The sequence below is a fragment of the Micromonospora sp. WMMD967 genome (assembly GCF_029626165.1).
Lineage (GTDB): Bacteria > Actinomycetota > Actinomycetes > Mycobacteriales > Micromonosporaceae > Micromonospora > Micromonospora taraxaci.
On sequence record NZ_JARUBK010000001.1, the window covers coordinates 3,377,327 to 3,389,863 of the forward strand.

The 12,537-nt window shown below is 71.0% G+C and carries 15 protein-coding genes; 8 read left to right on the forward strand and 7 right to left on the reverse strand.

The window, feature by feature from the left end:
• Positions 1 to 40 precede the first annotated feature (40 nt).
• Complete coding sequence (locus O7631_RS15745) at positions 41 to 865, reverse strand: SigB/SigF/SigG family RNA polymerase sigma factor (RefSeq protein WP_278144899.1); 825 nt, start codon at positions 863 to 865, stop codon at positions 41 to 43.
• A gap of 405 nt (positions 866 to 1,270) precedes the next feature.
• Here O7631_RS15745 and O7631_RS15750 point away from each other — a divergent pair, with 405 nt between their 5' ends.
• Positions 1,271 to 1,990, forward strand: a complete 720-nt coding sequence (locus O7631_RS15750; protein WP_278144900.1) for a hypothetical protein — start codon at positions 1,271 to 1,273, stop codon at positions 1,988 to 1,990.
• On the opposite strand, the gene O7631_RS15755 is transcribed toward O7631_RS15750, so the two are convergent.
• Positions 1,939 to 3,528, reverse strand: a complete 1,590-nt coding sequence (locus tag O7631_RS15755) for a phospholipase D-like domain-containing protein (protein ID WP_278144901.1) — start codon at positions 3,526 to 3,528, stop codon at positions 1,939 to 1,941. The genes O7631_RS15750 and O7631_RS15755 overlap by 52 nt on opposite strands.
• Positions 3,529 to 3,582: 54 nt before the next feature.
• Between O7631_RS15755 and O7631_RS15760 the strand changes: the two genes are divergently transcribed.
• The gene (locus tag O7631_RS15760) at positions 3,583 to 3,792 is read left to right on the forward strand and encodes a hypothetical protein (protein WP_278148100.1); all 210 of its coding nucleotides are present in this window, start codon (positions 3,583 to 3,585) and stop codon (positions 3,790 to 3,792) included.
• Positions 3,793 to 3,892: 100 nt separating this feature from the next.
• On the opposite strand, the gene O7631_RS15765 is transcribed toward O7631_RS15760, so the two are convergent.
• Together O7631_RS15765 and O7631_RS15770 are read right to left on the reverse strand one after the other, a co-directional pair.
• Entirely contained in the window at positions 3,893 to 4,879 is a 987-nt protein-coding gene (locus tag O7631_RS15765; RefSeq protein ID WP_145784053.1) for a pirin family protein, read from the reverse strand.
• 9 nt (positions 4,880 to 4,888) lie between these two features.
• Positions 4,889 to 5,371 carry a MarR family transcriptional regulator gene (locus O7631_RS15770; protein ID WP_278144902.1) on the reverse strand — a complete coding sequence of 161 codons (483 nt, stop codon included), beginning with the start codon at positions 5,369 to 5,371 and terminating at the stop codon, positions 4,889 to 4,891.
• Positions 5,372 to 5,528: 157 nt separating this feature from the next.
• On the opposite strand from O7631_RS15770, the gene O7631_RS15775 reads away from it, so the two are divergent.
• Positions 5,529 to 6,062, forward strand: coding sequence for a GNAT family protein (locus O7631_RS15775; RefSeq protein WP_278144903.1), 534 nt, complete (start codon positions 5,529 to 5,531; stop codon positions 6,060 to 6,062).
• A 30-nt stretch (positions 6,063 to 6,092) separates the two neighbouring features.
• Here O7631_RS15775 and O7631_RS15780 read toward each other — a convergent pair whose 3' ends face one another.
• Complete coding sequence (locus tag O7631_RS15780) at positions 6,093 to 6,581, reverse strand: FBP domain-containing protein (RefSeq protein WP_278144904.1); 489 nt, start codon at positions 6,579 to 6,581, stop codon at positions 6,093 to 6,095.
• 60 nt (positions 6,582 to 6,641) lie between these two features.
• On the opposite strand from O7631_RS15780, the gene O7631_RS15785 reads away from it, so the two are divergent.
• Both O7631_RS15785 and O7631_RS15790 read left to right on the forward strand, forming a co-directional pair.
• On the forward strand, positions 6,642 to 7,211 hold the full coding sequence (locus O7631_RS15785; RefSeq protein ID WP_278144905.1) for a TetR/AcrR family transcriptional regulator: 570 nt from the start codon (positions 6,642 to 6,644) through the stop codon (positions 7,209 to 7,211).
• A gap of 33 nt (positions 7,212 to 7,244) precedes the next feature.
• The gene (locus O7631_RS15790; RefSeq protein ID WP_278144906.1) at positions 7,245 to 7,832 is read left to right on the forward strand and encodes a DUF1684 domain-containing protein; all 588 of its coding nucleotides are present in this window, start codon (positions 7,245 to 7,247) and stop codon (positions 7,830 to 7,832) included.
• A 51-nt stretch (positions 7,833 to 7,883) separates the two neighbouring features.
• On the opposite strand, the gene O7631_RS15795 is transcribed toward O7631_RS15790, so the two are convergent.
• A complete protein-coding gene (locus tag O7631_RS15795) occupies positions 7,884 to 8,465 on the reverse strand; it encodes a general stress protein (protein WP_278144907.1) in 582 nt (193 codons plus the stop codon).
• Positions 8,466 to 8,584: 119 nt separating this feature from the next.
• Here O7631_RS15795 and O7631_RS15800 point away from each other — a divergent pair, with 119 nt between their 5' ends.
• Together O7631_RS15800 and O7631_RS15805 are read left to right on the forward strand one after the other, a co-directional pair.
• The gene (locus O7631_RS15800) at positions 8,585 to 10,414 is read left to right on the forward strand and encodes a glycoside hydrolase family 15 protein (RefSeq protein WP_278144908.1); all 1,830 of its coding nucleotides are present in this window, start codon (positions 8,585 to 8,587) and stop codon (positions 10,412 to 10,414) included.
• A gap of 61 nt (positions 10,415 to 10,475) precedes the next feature.
• Complete coding sequence (locus O7631_RS15805; protein ID WP_278144909.1) at positions 10,476 to 10,976, forward strand: YfcE family phosphodiesterase; 501 nt, start codon at positions 10,476 to 10,478, stop codon at positions 10,974 to 10,976.
• A gap of 127 nt (positions 10,977 to 11,103) precedes the next feature.
• Here O7631_RS15805 and O7631_RS15810 read toward each other — a convergent pair whose 3' ends face one another.
• The gene (locus O7631_RS15810; RefSeq protein ID WP_278147950.1) at positions 11,104 to 11,319 is read right to left on the reverse strand and encodes a DUF3072 domain-containing protein; all 216 of its coding nucleotides are present in this window, start codon (positions 11,317 to 11,319) and stop codon (positions 11,104 to 11,106) included.
• A 255-nt stretch (positions 11,320 to 11,574) separates the two neighbouring features.
• On the opposite strand from O7631_RS15810, the gene O7631_RS15815 reads away from it, so the two are divergent.
• Complete coding sequence (locus O7631_RS15815) at positions 11,575 to 12,534, forward strand: FAD-dependent oxidoreductase (RefSeq protein WP_278144910.1); 960 nt, start codon at positions 11,575 to 11,577, stop codon at positions 12,532 to 12,534.
• Positions 12,535 to 12,537: the final 3 nt, after the last annotated feature.

Consider the following 12,537-nt stretch of genomic DNA (forward strand, 5'->3'; position numbering starts at 1 on the left):
GGCCGGGTCCACGGACCCGGCCCTCTCCGTCGTCAGGTGCTCAGTAGGTGCCGTCCAGCTGGCCGCGCAGCTTGGTCAGCGCACGGGTCAGCAGGCGGGAGACGTGCATCTGCGAGACACCGATCTGGTCGGCGATCTGCGACTGCGTCAGGTTGCCGTAGAAGCGCAGCGTGAGGATCTTCTGCTCGCGCTCGTCGAGGGTGGCCAACGCCGGGCCGAGGGCGACCCGCAGCTCGGCCAGCTCGAACTCGTTGTCCTCGCCGCCGAGCATATCGCCCAGCTCGGTGGCCCGCTCGCCGTCGCCGGTCGGGGTGGACAGCGACACCGCGTTGTACGCGCGGGCGCCCTCCAGGCCCTCCAGGACCTCTTCCTCGGTGAGCTTGAGGTGGGCGGCGATGTCGGCGACCGTCGGCGAGCGGCCGAGGGTCTGCAGGAGCGAGCTGTTGGCGTCGGAGATGGCCAGCCGCAGCTCCTGGAGCCGACGCGGCACGCGGATGTCCCAGGTGCGGTCCCGGAAGTGCCGCTTGAGCTCGCCGATGATGGTGGGGATCGCGTAGCCGGCGAAGTCGACACCACGCGAGGGGTCGAACTTGTCGATGGCCTTGATCAGGCCGACCGCGGCGGTCTGGGCCAGGTCGTCGGTCGGCTCGCCGCGCCCGCTGTAGCGGTGGGCCAGGTGGTTCGCCAGCGGCAGCCAGGCCTCGATCGCGCGGTCCCGCAGGGCGGCGCGCGACGGGTGGTTGGCGGGCAGCGCTGCCATGGCGTTGAGCAGGTCGGCGGCGCTGTCGGTGAGAGCGCGCGGGTCAAGCTTCGCGGGTGCCTTGACGGCGGAGCTCGGCTGCTCAGTGATCGTTGGCGCGGTCATGGGTGGTCCTCCCTGCACCTCGTCCGCGGACAAAAAAGGTGTGACTCTTTGGTTTAGCTTTCGATGGGCCGTTCGGGAGTCACCTTAACCTGATCGTCTCGCAGAAATCTAGCCGAAAGGCTGATGTACTTAAGGTGTGTCGAGTAACAAAAGGCATAAATCCGGCATTATGCGGTCTGGCTGTGAGGATCCTTACCCGTTCTGCGGCTGTGCTTCGCCACCCGGTCATCCGTCCGGCCTGACCGACCGGCCGTCGTCCCGCGCCAACCGGTCAACACGAAATCCGACATCAGGGCAGGAGTGTCGCCTATCCGTCGTTGTCCCGCTGGCGGGACCGGCCGTAGCGTCGCCTTACACACCCGGTTCGGAGGCACCGTGCTCGATCCAGCCGCTCCCCAGCTCGTCGTGAACAGTCGAACGCTCTACTTCAGCTGGCTGCCGGCGGACCCGGACGCGGTCGCCGCACTGGTTCCGCCGGGGCTGTGCCCTCGCCCCGACCGTCAGGTGTTCCTCAACCAGTACGTCGTGGATGACGAGACACAGACCTCCGGCTTCGGCGCGTACTCGCTGACCTACCTCGGGGTCTCACTGGTGGGCGTGGACGCCCCCGGTGGCCTCAACCCGGGAGGCTGGTGGAGCCACTACGTGGCCTCCAGTCGGCGGGTCCGTGAGTACGCTGCCGCCCGTGGCGCCCCGGTGCTCTCCGGGCGAACCAGGATCGAGGTCAGCGGCGAGGACCTGCTCTCCGAGACGGAGATCGACGGGACCCCCTTGATCCGGGCGCGCTGCCGGGTGGGCGAGACCGGTCACGTGATCAGCAGTGGGCACCACCGCTACTTCACCCGGCGCGACGGCCAGCTCCTCAGCTCGGCGTACCCGTTCGTCGCCGAGCCGGTCGCCCCGTTCGAGATCGAGTCGGTGGAGTTCCTCCAACCGGGGCACCCGATGTACGCGCTCCGCCCGGCCAACCCGCTGACCATCGGCTTCGGCTACTACTCGCCGCGTTCCTCGTTCGCCTACCCCGGCGGGTTGACAGTGCACCCGGTCGCCGCGCCGGAGCCGGCCCGACCCGTTCACCAGGTGCCGGCCAGCCTCGCCCGCAGTGGCCTGCCGTCCGGGTCGTAGACCAGCCGGTACACCGGCAACGCCCAGGCCCTGGTGAACCACGGCAGCCGCTCGGGGCGGTGCGGGCGCAGCCGTCCGGGCGGTCGTTCGCCCACCTGACCGCCGTCGTACCACTGCTGGAGCGCGTCGGCGGCGGCGGTGACGGCCGCGACGGCGTCCGCCGGGTCGAGCAGGTCGGCGTCGTCCGCGCCGTCCGGGTCACGATCCAGGTGCTCGCGCCAGAGCCGTAGCCGCACGTCCCGGGCGAAGACCCGAGCGCCGTCTCCCTGACCCGCGGGATCGGTGGGCTCCCGCTGGTCGCGGGTCTCGTCGAGCACGGCGCAGGACAACTCGCTGTCGTGCGTCCAGGACCGGCGGTTGAAGTTGTCGCTGCCCACGCTGGCCCACACGTCGTCGACGACACACACCTTGGCGTGCACGTAGACCGGGTCACCGGAGCGGTTCTCCACGTCGAAGACGTGCACCCGGTCCGGTGCGGCCCGCTCGCACAGCGACAGCGCCTGCTCCCTCCCGACCATGTTCGGTGGCAGCGCCAACCGGCCGTCCACGTCCGGGTATCGCGGCACCACGGCGACCAGGTGCAGATCCGGGTTGTCCCGCAGCGCGTGCGCGAACAGGTCGGCGACCTCGGCGGACCAGAGGTACTGGTCCTCCAGGTAGATGAGTCGACGGGCGCGGCGTACCGCCTTGGTGTAACCCCGGGCCACGGTCCGCTCGCCGTCGGGCGCGAACGAGTAGCGAGGGCGGACGGCGGGGTAGGTGCGCAGCACCTGGATCTTGTGCGGCCCGCAGGGCGGTGGATCGGCCGGTTGCTCGGGCAGCGGGTCCGGGCGCAGGTCCGAGCCGCGCAGCCGGTCCCGTAGGTAGGCCATCGGGTTCTCCGAGTCCAGCGGCATCGGGTCGGTCCAGCGTTCCCGGAACAGCGTGTCCAACGCGCCGACCACCGGACCGCGTACCGCGAGCTGGATGTCGTGCCAGGGCGGGGTCGGCCCGTAGCGGGGGGACATCTGCACCGGTTGCGGGTCGCCGTGGTGATCGGCGTCGTCGCGGCGGCTGTGGCACAGGTCGATCCCGCCGGCGAACGCGATGTCCCGTTCCGGTGCGTCCGGGTGCCGCAACACCACGAGCTTCTGGTGATGCGAACCGCCGCGCCGGACCCGCTGGTCGAGCAGCACCTCGCCGCCGGCTGCCGAGATCGTCTCGCTGAGGTCGCGGTTCTCCGCCTCGCTGTAGGCCAGCACGTCGAGATGTGAGCGCCAGATCAGCCCCTTGACCACCACGCCGCGCTGGGCGGCCTGGGCGAAGAGTTGGGCCACGGTCGGGCCGTCCGGGCGCAGCCGCTGGTCCGGGTCACCCCGCCAGTCCGTGAAGAACAGGTGGTCACCGGGGCCCAGGGCCTGCACCTCGTCGACCAGCCGGTCGAAGTACGCGGCACCGTGAATCAACGGCTCAGCGAGGTTTCCCGTGGTCCAGACGGGTAACCCAGACACCGGGTTGGCGCGTTCCTCAGCGGTGAGAAACCAGTCCTGCAACGGCACCGTCCAGCCCCCCTGGAGGTCGGCTACGTCCTCACGGTAGGACGAGCGACCCCGGTGCGCACGCCAGGCCGACTGACCAGTGACCTGGTCAACGCCATCGAAGAGCGACGCGACGACAGCCGAGGAGGCCACACCATGCCCCGCGACACGACGAATCCCGTGACCGAGGACCGCGAGCCGGCGGTGGAGAGCGAACGGGGTGCGCTGGTAGCGGTGTTGCTGATGGTGATTCTGGGCGTCGCCGGGATATTCGCGGTCTCCTGAGGCGGCGCCGACGCCCCGCCGGTGATGCGGAGCGTCGGCGCCGATCGCAGTGGTGACCTGCCGTCAGGGCGGCCCTGACGACAGTGGCACGGGCCCCTCGTCAGGGCCGGGTGCCCTGGCCCCCGGTGTGCGGCAGCCGCTCGCTGGGGATCACGCCGAGACGGCCGGCCTGGAAGTCCTCGAAGGCCTGGATCAGCTCGTCCCGGGTGTTCATCACGAACGGGCCGTACTGTGCCACCGGCTCCCGGATCGGCTGACCTCCCATGATGTAGAGGTCGAGGGCCGGGGTGTTGCTGTCCTGTGCGACGTCGGCGCTGAATCGCAGCGCGTCACCCGGACCGTGCACCGCGAGCTGCCCGGTACGCACCGGCCGCCGGTCGGTGCCGACCGTGCCGCGCCCGCCGAGCACGTACACCAGGGCGTTGAACTCGGGCTGCCAGGGCAGGTCGACCTGAGCCCCCGGCTGCACGGTGACGTGCGTGATGGTGATCGGGGTGAAGGTCGAACCCGGGCCGCGGTGCCCGGCGATCTCACCGGCGATGACCCGGATCAGTGCGCCACCGTCGGGCGTGGTGAGCAGCGCCGACTCGCCGCCCCGGATGTCCTGGTAGCGGGGCGGGTTCATCTTGGCCGAGCGGGGCAGGTTGACCCAGAGCTGGGTGCCGTGGAAGAGGCCGCCGCTCATCACCAGGTGCTCCGGCGGCGCCTCGATGTGCAGCAGACCACTGCCCGCCGTCATCCACTGGGTGTCGCCGTCGGTGATGGTGCCGCCACCGCCGTGCGAGTCCTGGTGGTCGAAGACGCCGTCGATGATGTAGGTGACCGTCTCGAAGCCCCGGTGCGGGTGCCACGGTGTTCCTTTCGGCTCACCCGGCGCGTAGTCGACCTCGCCCATCTGGTCGAGGTGGATGAACGGGTCCAGGTCGGTGGTCGACACCCCGGCGAAGGCGCGACGGACCGGGAAGCCCTCGCCCTCGAAGCCGCTGGGCGCGGTGGTCACCGTGCGGACCGGACGGAAGGTGGTGGACTCCTCCAGCTGGGGCAGGCGGGGGAGGACGAGAACGTTGTCGACGGTGATCGCGGGCATCGAATGCTCCTAGCTCGTGGCATGGGTGGTCGAACCGGACCGGGACGCCCGCAGGCGGTCACCGATCCGGCCGAAGACCCGGGTGAGGCAGGCGACCTCGGCGTCGTCGAGGTCGTCCATCAGGTGGGTGCGCACCGACGCCAGGTGGTGCGGTGCGGCGTCCCGAAGTGCGAGCAGCCCGGCGGCGGTGAGGACCGCCTCGCTGCCGCGTCGGTCGTCCGGGCAGGGCTCCTTGCTGACCATGCCGCGGCGCTGCATCGAGGAGATCTGGTAGGTCAGTCGGCTCGGCGAGAAGATGAGTCGATTGGCCAGCTCACCCATCCGCAGTCGCTGCCCCGGTGCCTCGGAGAGCAGGACCAGCACGTGGTAGTCGGCGAAGCTGAGGTCGCTCTCGGCGCGCAGGTCTTCTTCCAGCTGGGTGTAGAGACGCTGGCTGGCCTCGATGTAGGCCCGCCAGGCGGCCTCTCGGGTGCTGTCCAGGCTCTCGGTCATGCGGTCGACGATAGCACTAGTTCAAAATTTAACTAGTGTTCTCCCGCGTTGCCTGGGTCACCTTTGCGGCGTACGGCAGGTGTTTAGTGCAGCTTTGAAGTAAGTGGCCGACAATGCGGCGGCGCGGCCGGTACGCGATGTGTCAGACTCCGGCCTCGTGGAACACGTACACCTCACCACCGACGACCTGTTGCTTCGTCCCTGGCGGGACGAGGACGCCCCGGCGGTGCGCGACGCCCTGCGCGACCCGGCGATCGCCCAGTGGAACCCGCAGGGCGGCGGCCCGATCGACGATGAGGTCGCGCTGTCCTGGGTGCGCCGTCGCGCCGACTGGTCGGCCGGGGACCACGCCTCGATGGCGGTGACCTCGGCAGTCGACGGCGGCCTGCTCGGGTCGGTGTCGCTGCACCGCATCCACGACGGCGACGCGTCCATCGGCTACTGGACGGTGCCCGCCGCCCGAGGGCGTCAGGTGGCGGGCCGCGCCGTCCTGCGGCTCACCGACTGGGCGTTCGCCGACCTCGGGCTGCACCGCGTGGAGTTGTGTCACGCGGTGGCCAACCCGGCCTCCTGCCGGGTGGCCGACCGGGCCGGCTACCGGGCCGAGGGCACGCTGCGCGAGTCGTACCGCTACGGCGACGGCCGCCGCTACGACGAGCACCTGCACGCCCGCCTGGCCACCGACCGCTAGGGCGCGGCCCGCGCCGCTCGCCTCGACCCGTCAGTCGGTGACCTTGGAGAGGAATGTCGCGAGGGCGCTCCGCACGCGGTCGATCCGCTCCGGCAGGGGCAGAGGCTCGGGCGCGGGGGGCCCGGCGTGCTTCTTGCCCCGCAGGTAGAGCGAGCAGGCCAGGTCGGAGCACAGGTAGGTGCCGACGGAATCACCCTGCCGCCCGCTCGGGCCGGCCTTGGGGGCGGTCATCAACGAGACGCCTCCGCCCAGGTGGGTGGTCAGGCAGAACGAGCACATGCTGTGCCGCACGCGCCCCGTCTGGTGCGTGGCAGCCCGCAGCACCACCCCGGCCAGCCCGTCGTCGGTCTCGGCCACCAGGTAGGCCCGCTGTGGCGCGGACGGGTCCCGCCAGCCGAGAAAGTCGAGGTCGTCCCACGGACGCATATCAAGATCATTGGGTACGGCCAGCCGCTTCGCCTCGCCCCGACTGCAGTTGACGAAGGATGAGCGGATGACGGATTCGGTCAGGACCAACATAGGTAGTAGCCTAGCCCCCCTAGGCAAGTGATTATTAGGGATAGGTTGGGAGTGTGCCGCATGGCACGTGCCGGGGTTACCGCCGAGCGCCTCACGCTGGCCGCCGCCGAGCTGGCCGACGAGGTGGGCGTGGAGAACGTGACGGTCGCCGCACTCGCACGCCACTTCGGCGTCAAGGACGCGAGCCTGTACTTCCACATCAAGAACGCGCGGGACCTGCGCGTCCGGATCGCCCTCCTGGCCCTGGTGGAACTGGCCGACCGGGTCGCCACCGCCCTCGCCGGACGCGCCGGCAAGGACGCGCTGGTGGCCTTCGCCAACGCGTACCGGGACTACGCGAGGCAGCACCCCGGCCGGTACGCCGCGATGCAGATCGACCTCGACCCGGAGACCGCCATGGCGAGCGCCGGCCCCCGGCACGCGGAGATGACCCGGGCCATCCTGCGCGGCTACCGCCTCGCCGAGCCCGACCAGACCGACGCGGTGCGGATGATGCACAGCACGTTCCACGGGTTCGTCAGCCTGGAGAAGACCGGCGGCTTCCGGCACACCCCCCGTCCGACCGACGACTCGTGGACCCGCACGTTGGACGCCCTCGACGCCGTGCTGAGCAACTGGCCGTCCCGGTGAGCGGCCCCGCCGCCACGACATAGGCTCGACGGCGTGGATCATCTTGAGCTGGCCGACTGGCGGGAGCGGGTGGCCCGGCTGTACCTGTCCGACGTCGACCTGACCGGGTTCCGGGCGCAGCGCGACGAACTGTTCGCCACCCACCCGCAGAGTCCCATCCCGCCCGCGGAGCGCGCCGACTTCACCGGGGTCCGCTACTTCCCCGCCAATCCGGACGCCGTGGTGGAGGCGCCACTGCGGCCGGCCGACGGCGAGCTGCGGATCGACACCGGCGGCCCGGACGGGGTGGTCGCGTACCGGCGGGTGGCGGTGGCCGAGACGCCGTGGGGACCGCTGACCCTGTGGTGGATCGACGCGTACGGGGGTGGACTGTTCGTCCCGGTGCGCGACGGCACCTGCGGGCAGGACACCTACGGGGGCGGGCGGTACCTCACCGACACCGTGAAGGGCACCTTCGGCCGGGGCGTCGAGCTGCTGCCCGGCGACCGGGTCCGGCTGGACGGCAACTACCTCTACAACCCGAGCTGCGCCTATGACGACCGCTGGGCCTGCCCGCTCGCACCGCCGGAGAACCGGGTCGCCGTCGACATCCGCGCCGGGGAGCTGGCGTACCACGACTGAACGGCCGCCCGCCCCGAGCGCTGCCGGGACGGGCGGTCGTCAGGTCGTGGCTCAGCGGGCGTTCGCGCCCGGCACCTGCATCCGGGCCAACAGCTGACGGGCCTGGTCGGCGAGCTGCGCGTCGACGATCACCGCGTACTGGCCGGCGCGCAGCGAGCTGGCCGAGGTGAAGTCGCGCTGTCCGCCGGTCATGGCGTGGGCGACCGCGCCGAACACGGCACCCCAGATCGCGCCGATGACCAGTCCGACCAGGATCACCGCCAACCAGTTGCCGACGGTGAAGATGCCGAACAGCAGACCGATGAAAAGCCCGAACCAGGCGCCGGTGCCCGCGCCGAGCAGGCCGGCGCGGCCGGTGGTCATCCGCCCGAGCACCGTCTCCACCAGCGTGAGGTTCGTGCCGACGATGGCGCTGTGTTCCACCGGGAAACGGTTGTCGGCCAGGTAGTCGACGACCCGCTGCGCGGCCGGATAGTCCGGGTACGAGCCGATCGTCACGGTCGGCGGACCGGCCTCCGGCCCGTGGCCGTCACCGGCCGGCGTCGACAGGCGGCCGGCCGGCCCGGACGGAAGCAGGTCGCCACCCTGTGTGCCGGGCCGCCACGCGGCGGTCGGCCCCGAAGTTGACGTCATGAGCATCCTCCCTCGTCAGCTTCCGGGGTTCCCGCCCACGGCCAGCGGTAACGCCGGAAGGTGTGCTTCGGCCGCCGCGCACCAGGGCATGGGTCCCACCAGCCCGGGTAGGCACGCGGGTGCAGAGCGGACAGATCAGCGACTACGGCTTCCTCGCCGACGGGCGCAGCGCGGCTCTGGTGGACCACACCGGTTCGGTGAACTGGTGGTGCCCGGGCCGGTTCGACGCCCCGTCGGTGTTCGCGCGGCTGCTCGACGACGGCGCCGGGCACTGGTCGATCCGCCCGGAGGGCGACTACACGGTCGAACGCCACTACCTCGACGACACGCTGGTGCTGCGGACGGTCTTCCGCACCGCGCACGGGGAGGTGGCGCTCACCGACGCGCTCGCCTTCGAGCCCGGCGCTCGTGGTCACGACATCGGCGTGAACTCGCCGCAGGTGCTGGTCCGCTCGGTCGAAGGACTGTCCGGTGAGGTGCCGATGCGGTCGTCCTACCGGCCGCGCTTCGAGTACGGCCGCACCATCGCGTACCTGGTCGAGCGGAACGACATGCTGGAGGCCATCGCCGGCGCCGCCCGGCTCACCCTGCGGTGCTCGGTGGGATTCACCCCCAGCGACGGCGAGGCCACCGCGACGTTCACCGTCCGCGCCGGCGCGACACACAACTTCACCCTCGGGTACGCCCCGACCTACGACGCGCCGTTGCCCGAGGTGCCGGACGCCGACCAGACCATCGCCGACACCGTGGCCGGCTGGCGGTCCTGGGCCGACGAGCACGACTACCAGGGCCTCTACGCCGAAGAGGTGCGGCGCAGCCGCCTGGTGGTGCAGGGCATGACGTACGGGCCCAGCGGCGCGGTGGTGGCCTCGGTGACCACCTCACTGCCGGAAAAGCTCGGCGGGGACCGCAACTACGACTACCGCTACGTCTGGGTGCGCGACTTCAGTCTCACCCTGCGGGCGCTGTGGCGCTCCACGTGCGTTGGCGAGGTGCAGCGGCAGTTCGCCTGGCTGGGCCGGGCGATGGGCCGGGTCGACGACAAACCGGTGCCCATCATGTATGGGGTGCTGGGGGAGCGGGACCTCACCGAGCACCGACTGGAGCAGCTCGGCGGGTACCGGGACAGCCCGCCGGTGGTGATCGGCAACGACGCCTGGCAGCAGCGGCAGACCGACATCTTCGGCGAGACGATGGACGCCGCCTGGTTGATGCGCGACAGGCTGGTGCCGCTGGATCAGGAGGTACGCCACGTCCTACGGGTGCTCGCCGACCAGGCCGCGGGGGACTGGAATCTGCCCGACGCGGGGATGTGGGAGGAACGCGGCGTCGAACACCACCACGTGTCGTCGAAGGTGCAGTGCTGGGTCGCGCTGGATCGGGCGGTCCGCTTCGGTGACCGGCTCGGCGATCCGCAGGACGTTGCCCGTTGGGCGGCCGCCCGCGACAAGGTCCGCGCGGAGGTGCTCGATCGCGGGTGGAACGAGCGGATGCAGGCGTACACCGGAAGTTTCGAATCCGACGAACTGGACGCCTCGGTGCTGGTGATGCCGCTGGTGGGGTTCCTCCGGGCCGACGACCCACGGATGCGCTCGACGATCCACGCGGTGGAGGACCGGCTGTCGCACGACGGTCTGTTGCGGCGCTGGGACGGCGACCCGGCCGGTTTCGTCATCTGCTCGTTCTGGCTGGTGAGCTGCCTGGCGTTGGCCGGTGAACGGGACCGGGCGCACACACTGTTCAAGGAGTTGGCGGGGCGGGTCAACGACCTGGGCCTGTTCGCCGAGCAGATCGACCCGCTGACCGGCGAGCAGTTGGGCAACTTTCCCCAGGCGTTCTCCCACATCGGCCTGATCAATGCCGCCGGTGTGCTGACCGACGTCGAGCGGGACCCCGCGTTGCGTGGTCTCGGCATGCCCCCGGAGCACTTCAGTCCGGCGCGCTCCTGAACCGCCGGCTGCCGACGCGCGTCTCCAGGCCGACGGCCGGGGCGCGGGGGAGAATGCCGGCATGCGTTTGGTGCTCACGGCGGACACCCACGTACCCAAGCGGGCCCGGGACCTGCCCGGCCCACTCTGGGCCGCGATCGAGGCGGCCGACGTGGTCATCCACGCCGGAGACTGGGTGGACGAGGCGCTGCTCGACGCCATGACGGCGCGTTCGCGCCGACTCGTCGGGGTGTACGGCAACAACGACGGGCCGGCGCTGCGCGCCCGGCTGCCGGAGGTGGCCCGGGTCGACCTCGACGGACTACGGGTCGCCGTGGTGCACGAGACCGGCCAACGAACCGGTCGCGAGAAGCGGTGTGCCGCTCTCTACCCCGACGTCGACCTGCTGGTCTTCGGTCACTCGCACATTCCGTGGGACACCGAGGCGCCCGGGGGGCTGCGCCTGCTCAACCCGGGGTCACCCACCGACCGGCGTTCCCAACCGCACGCCACCTACCTCAGCGCCACGATCAGCGCCGGCCGCCTGACCGAGGTGACGCTGCACCGGGTCACCCGCGACTGACCGCCCGACCCGCGCCGTCCCGTCCCTGGTGTTCCATCCCGCGCCGTCGATCATGAAGTTGTGGTGGGTGACGAAGTGCGTGCATCCGCCTCAAGTCGGTCACCACAACTCCATGATCGACGGGGTCCTACTGTCCTCGGCCGGTTTGGACCTGGAGTTCGTCGATCTGCTTGGAGGCCTCGGCCTTGGTCAGGTCGGCCGGAATCTCCGCGTTCGCCTCCCGGGCCAGGGTGCCCAGGTAGGACTCCTGAGCCGCGGTGGGCGGCTCGTCGCCGGTGACCCACTCGTCCGGGTCCTTGATCGCGGCGTTCTGGTCGACCTGCTGGTTGTCGCGGTCCGTCATCGTCATCACCTTTCCTTCGAACAGGTGTGCCAGTACCCCGATCATCGGCGGTTCATGCGCCCCGGCCCCGCCCTTCGGCGCCGTCCCGCCCGCCTGTCGCCAAGATCCGCGCAACATCAGGGATGTTGCTGTCTCCGGCGAGTCTGAGACAGCAACATCCGGGATAGTGTTCGGATCTTGGTCGTGGGTCGTGGGTCGTGGGTCGTGGGTCGTGGGTCGTAATCCTGGGCGTCGTTCGCCGCCTACGATCATCGGATGACGGTGGACCGGTCGGGTGTGGTGGTGGTCGGAGCGGGCATCGCCGGGATGGCCTGCGCTGTGGAACTGGTGCGCGCCGGGGTGCCGGTGCAGGTCCGGGAGCGGGGGCACGTCTGCGGGGGCCGGATGGCCAGTAAACGTTTCGACGGCCGCCCCGCCGACATCGGCGCCGCGTACTTCACCGCCGACGACCCGGACTTCACCGCCGTGGTCGAGCAGTGGCGCGCCGCCGGCCTGGTCCGCGAATGGACCGACACCTTCCAGTCGTACGACCGCGACGGACGTCGGGACGTGCCGGGACCGATGCGCTTCGCCGCGCCACGCGGGCTACGGTCGCTTGTCGAACACCTGGCCGGCGAGGTGCCGGTGACCGTCGACCGGTTGGTGCTCACCGTCGAGCCCGGGCCGACAGTGGACGGCCAGCCGTGCGCGGCGGTCGCCCTGGCCATGCCCGGCCCGCAGGCCGCTCTGCTGCTCGACCCCGCCCTGGCCGACGCCACGCGGGTCGTGCAGGCGCAGGGCTGGTCGCCGACGATGGCTGCGGTGCTGCGTTTCCCGAGCCGGCGGTGGCCGGACTTCCGGGGCGCGTTCGTCAACGACCATCCGGTGCTCAGCCTCGTCTGCGACGACGGTGACCGGCGTGGTGACGGCGCTCCGGTGCTCGTCGCGCACACCGTCGCGGAGTTCGCCGCCGGTCACCTGGCCCAGCCCACCGGAGCTGGACCGGCCGTCGAGCAGGCCGTCCGCGACCTCCTGAGCCTCCCCGAGCAGGCCGTCAACGTGCACGTGCACCGCTGGACGTACGCGAAGCCGGTCGCCGACGCCTCCGGTGCCACCCACCACCTCGACGCCGACGGGATCGGCCTGGCCGGCGACGCGTTCGGTAAGCCGCAGGTCCAGACCGCCTGGCGCTCCGGCCGGGACCTCGGCCGTGCCCTGGTCGCCCGCCTGACCTGAACA

Excerpts from the sequence above, each read along its gene's own strand:
- O7631_RS15745 (WP_278144899.1), bottom strand. The coding sequence starts at position 865 with ATGACCGCGCCAACGATCACTGAGCAGCCGAGCTCCGCCGTCAAGGCA.
- O7631_RS15765 (WP_145784053.1), bottom strand. The coding sequence starts at position 4,879 with ATGCCCGCGATCACCGTCGACAACGTTCTCGTCCTCCCCCGCCTGCCC.
- O7631_RS15770 (WP_278144902.1), bottom strand. The coding sequence starts at position 5,371 with ATGACCGAGAGCCTGGACAGCACCCGAGAGGCCGCCTGGCGGGCCTAC.
- O7631_RS15780 (WP_278144904.1), bottom strand. The coding sequence starts at position 6,581 with ATGTTGGTCCTGACCGAATCCGTCATCCGCTCATCCTTCGTCAACTGC.
- O7631_RS15785 (WP_278144905.1), top strand. The coding sequence starts at position 6,642 with ATGGCACGTGCCGGGGTTACCGCCGAGCGCCTCACGCTGGCCGCCGCC.
- O7631_RS15795 (WP_278144907.1), bottom strand. The coding sequence starts at position 8,465 with ATGACGTCAACTTCGGGGCCGACCGCCGCGTGGCGGCCCGGCACACAG.
- O7631_RS15805 (WP_278144909.1), top strand. The coding sequence starts at position 10,476 with ATGCGTTTGGTGCTCACGGCGGACACCCACGTACCCAAGCGGGCCCGG.
- O7631_RS15810 (WP_278147950.1), bottom strand. The coding sequence starts at position 11,319 with ATGACGGACCGCGACAACCAGCAGGTCGACCAGAACGCCGCGATCAAG.
- O7631_RS15815 (WP_278144910.1), top strand. The coding sequence starts at position 11,575 with ATGACGGTGGACCGGTCGGGTGTGGTGGTGGTCGGAGCGGGCATCGCC.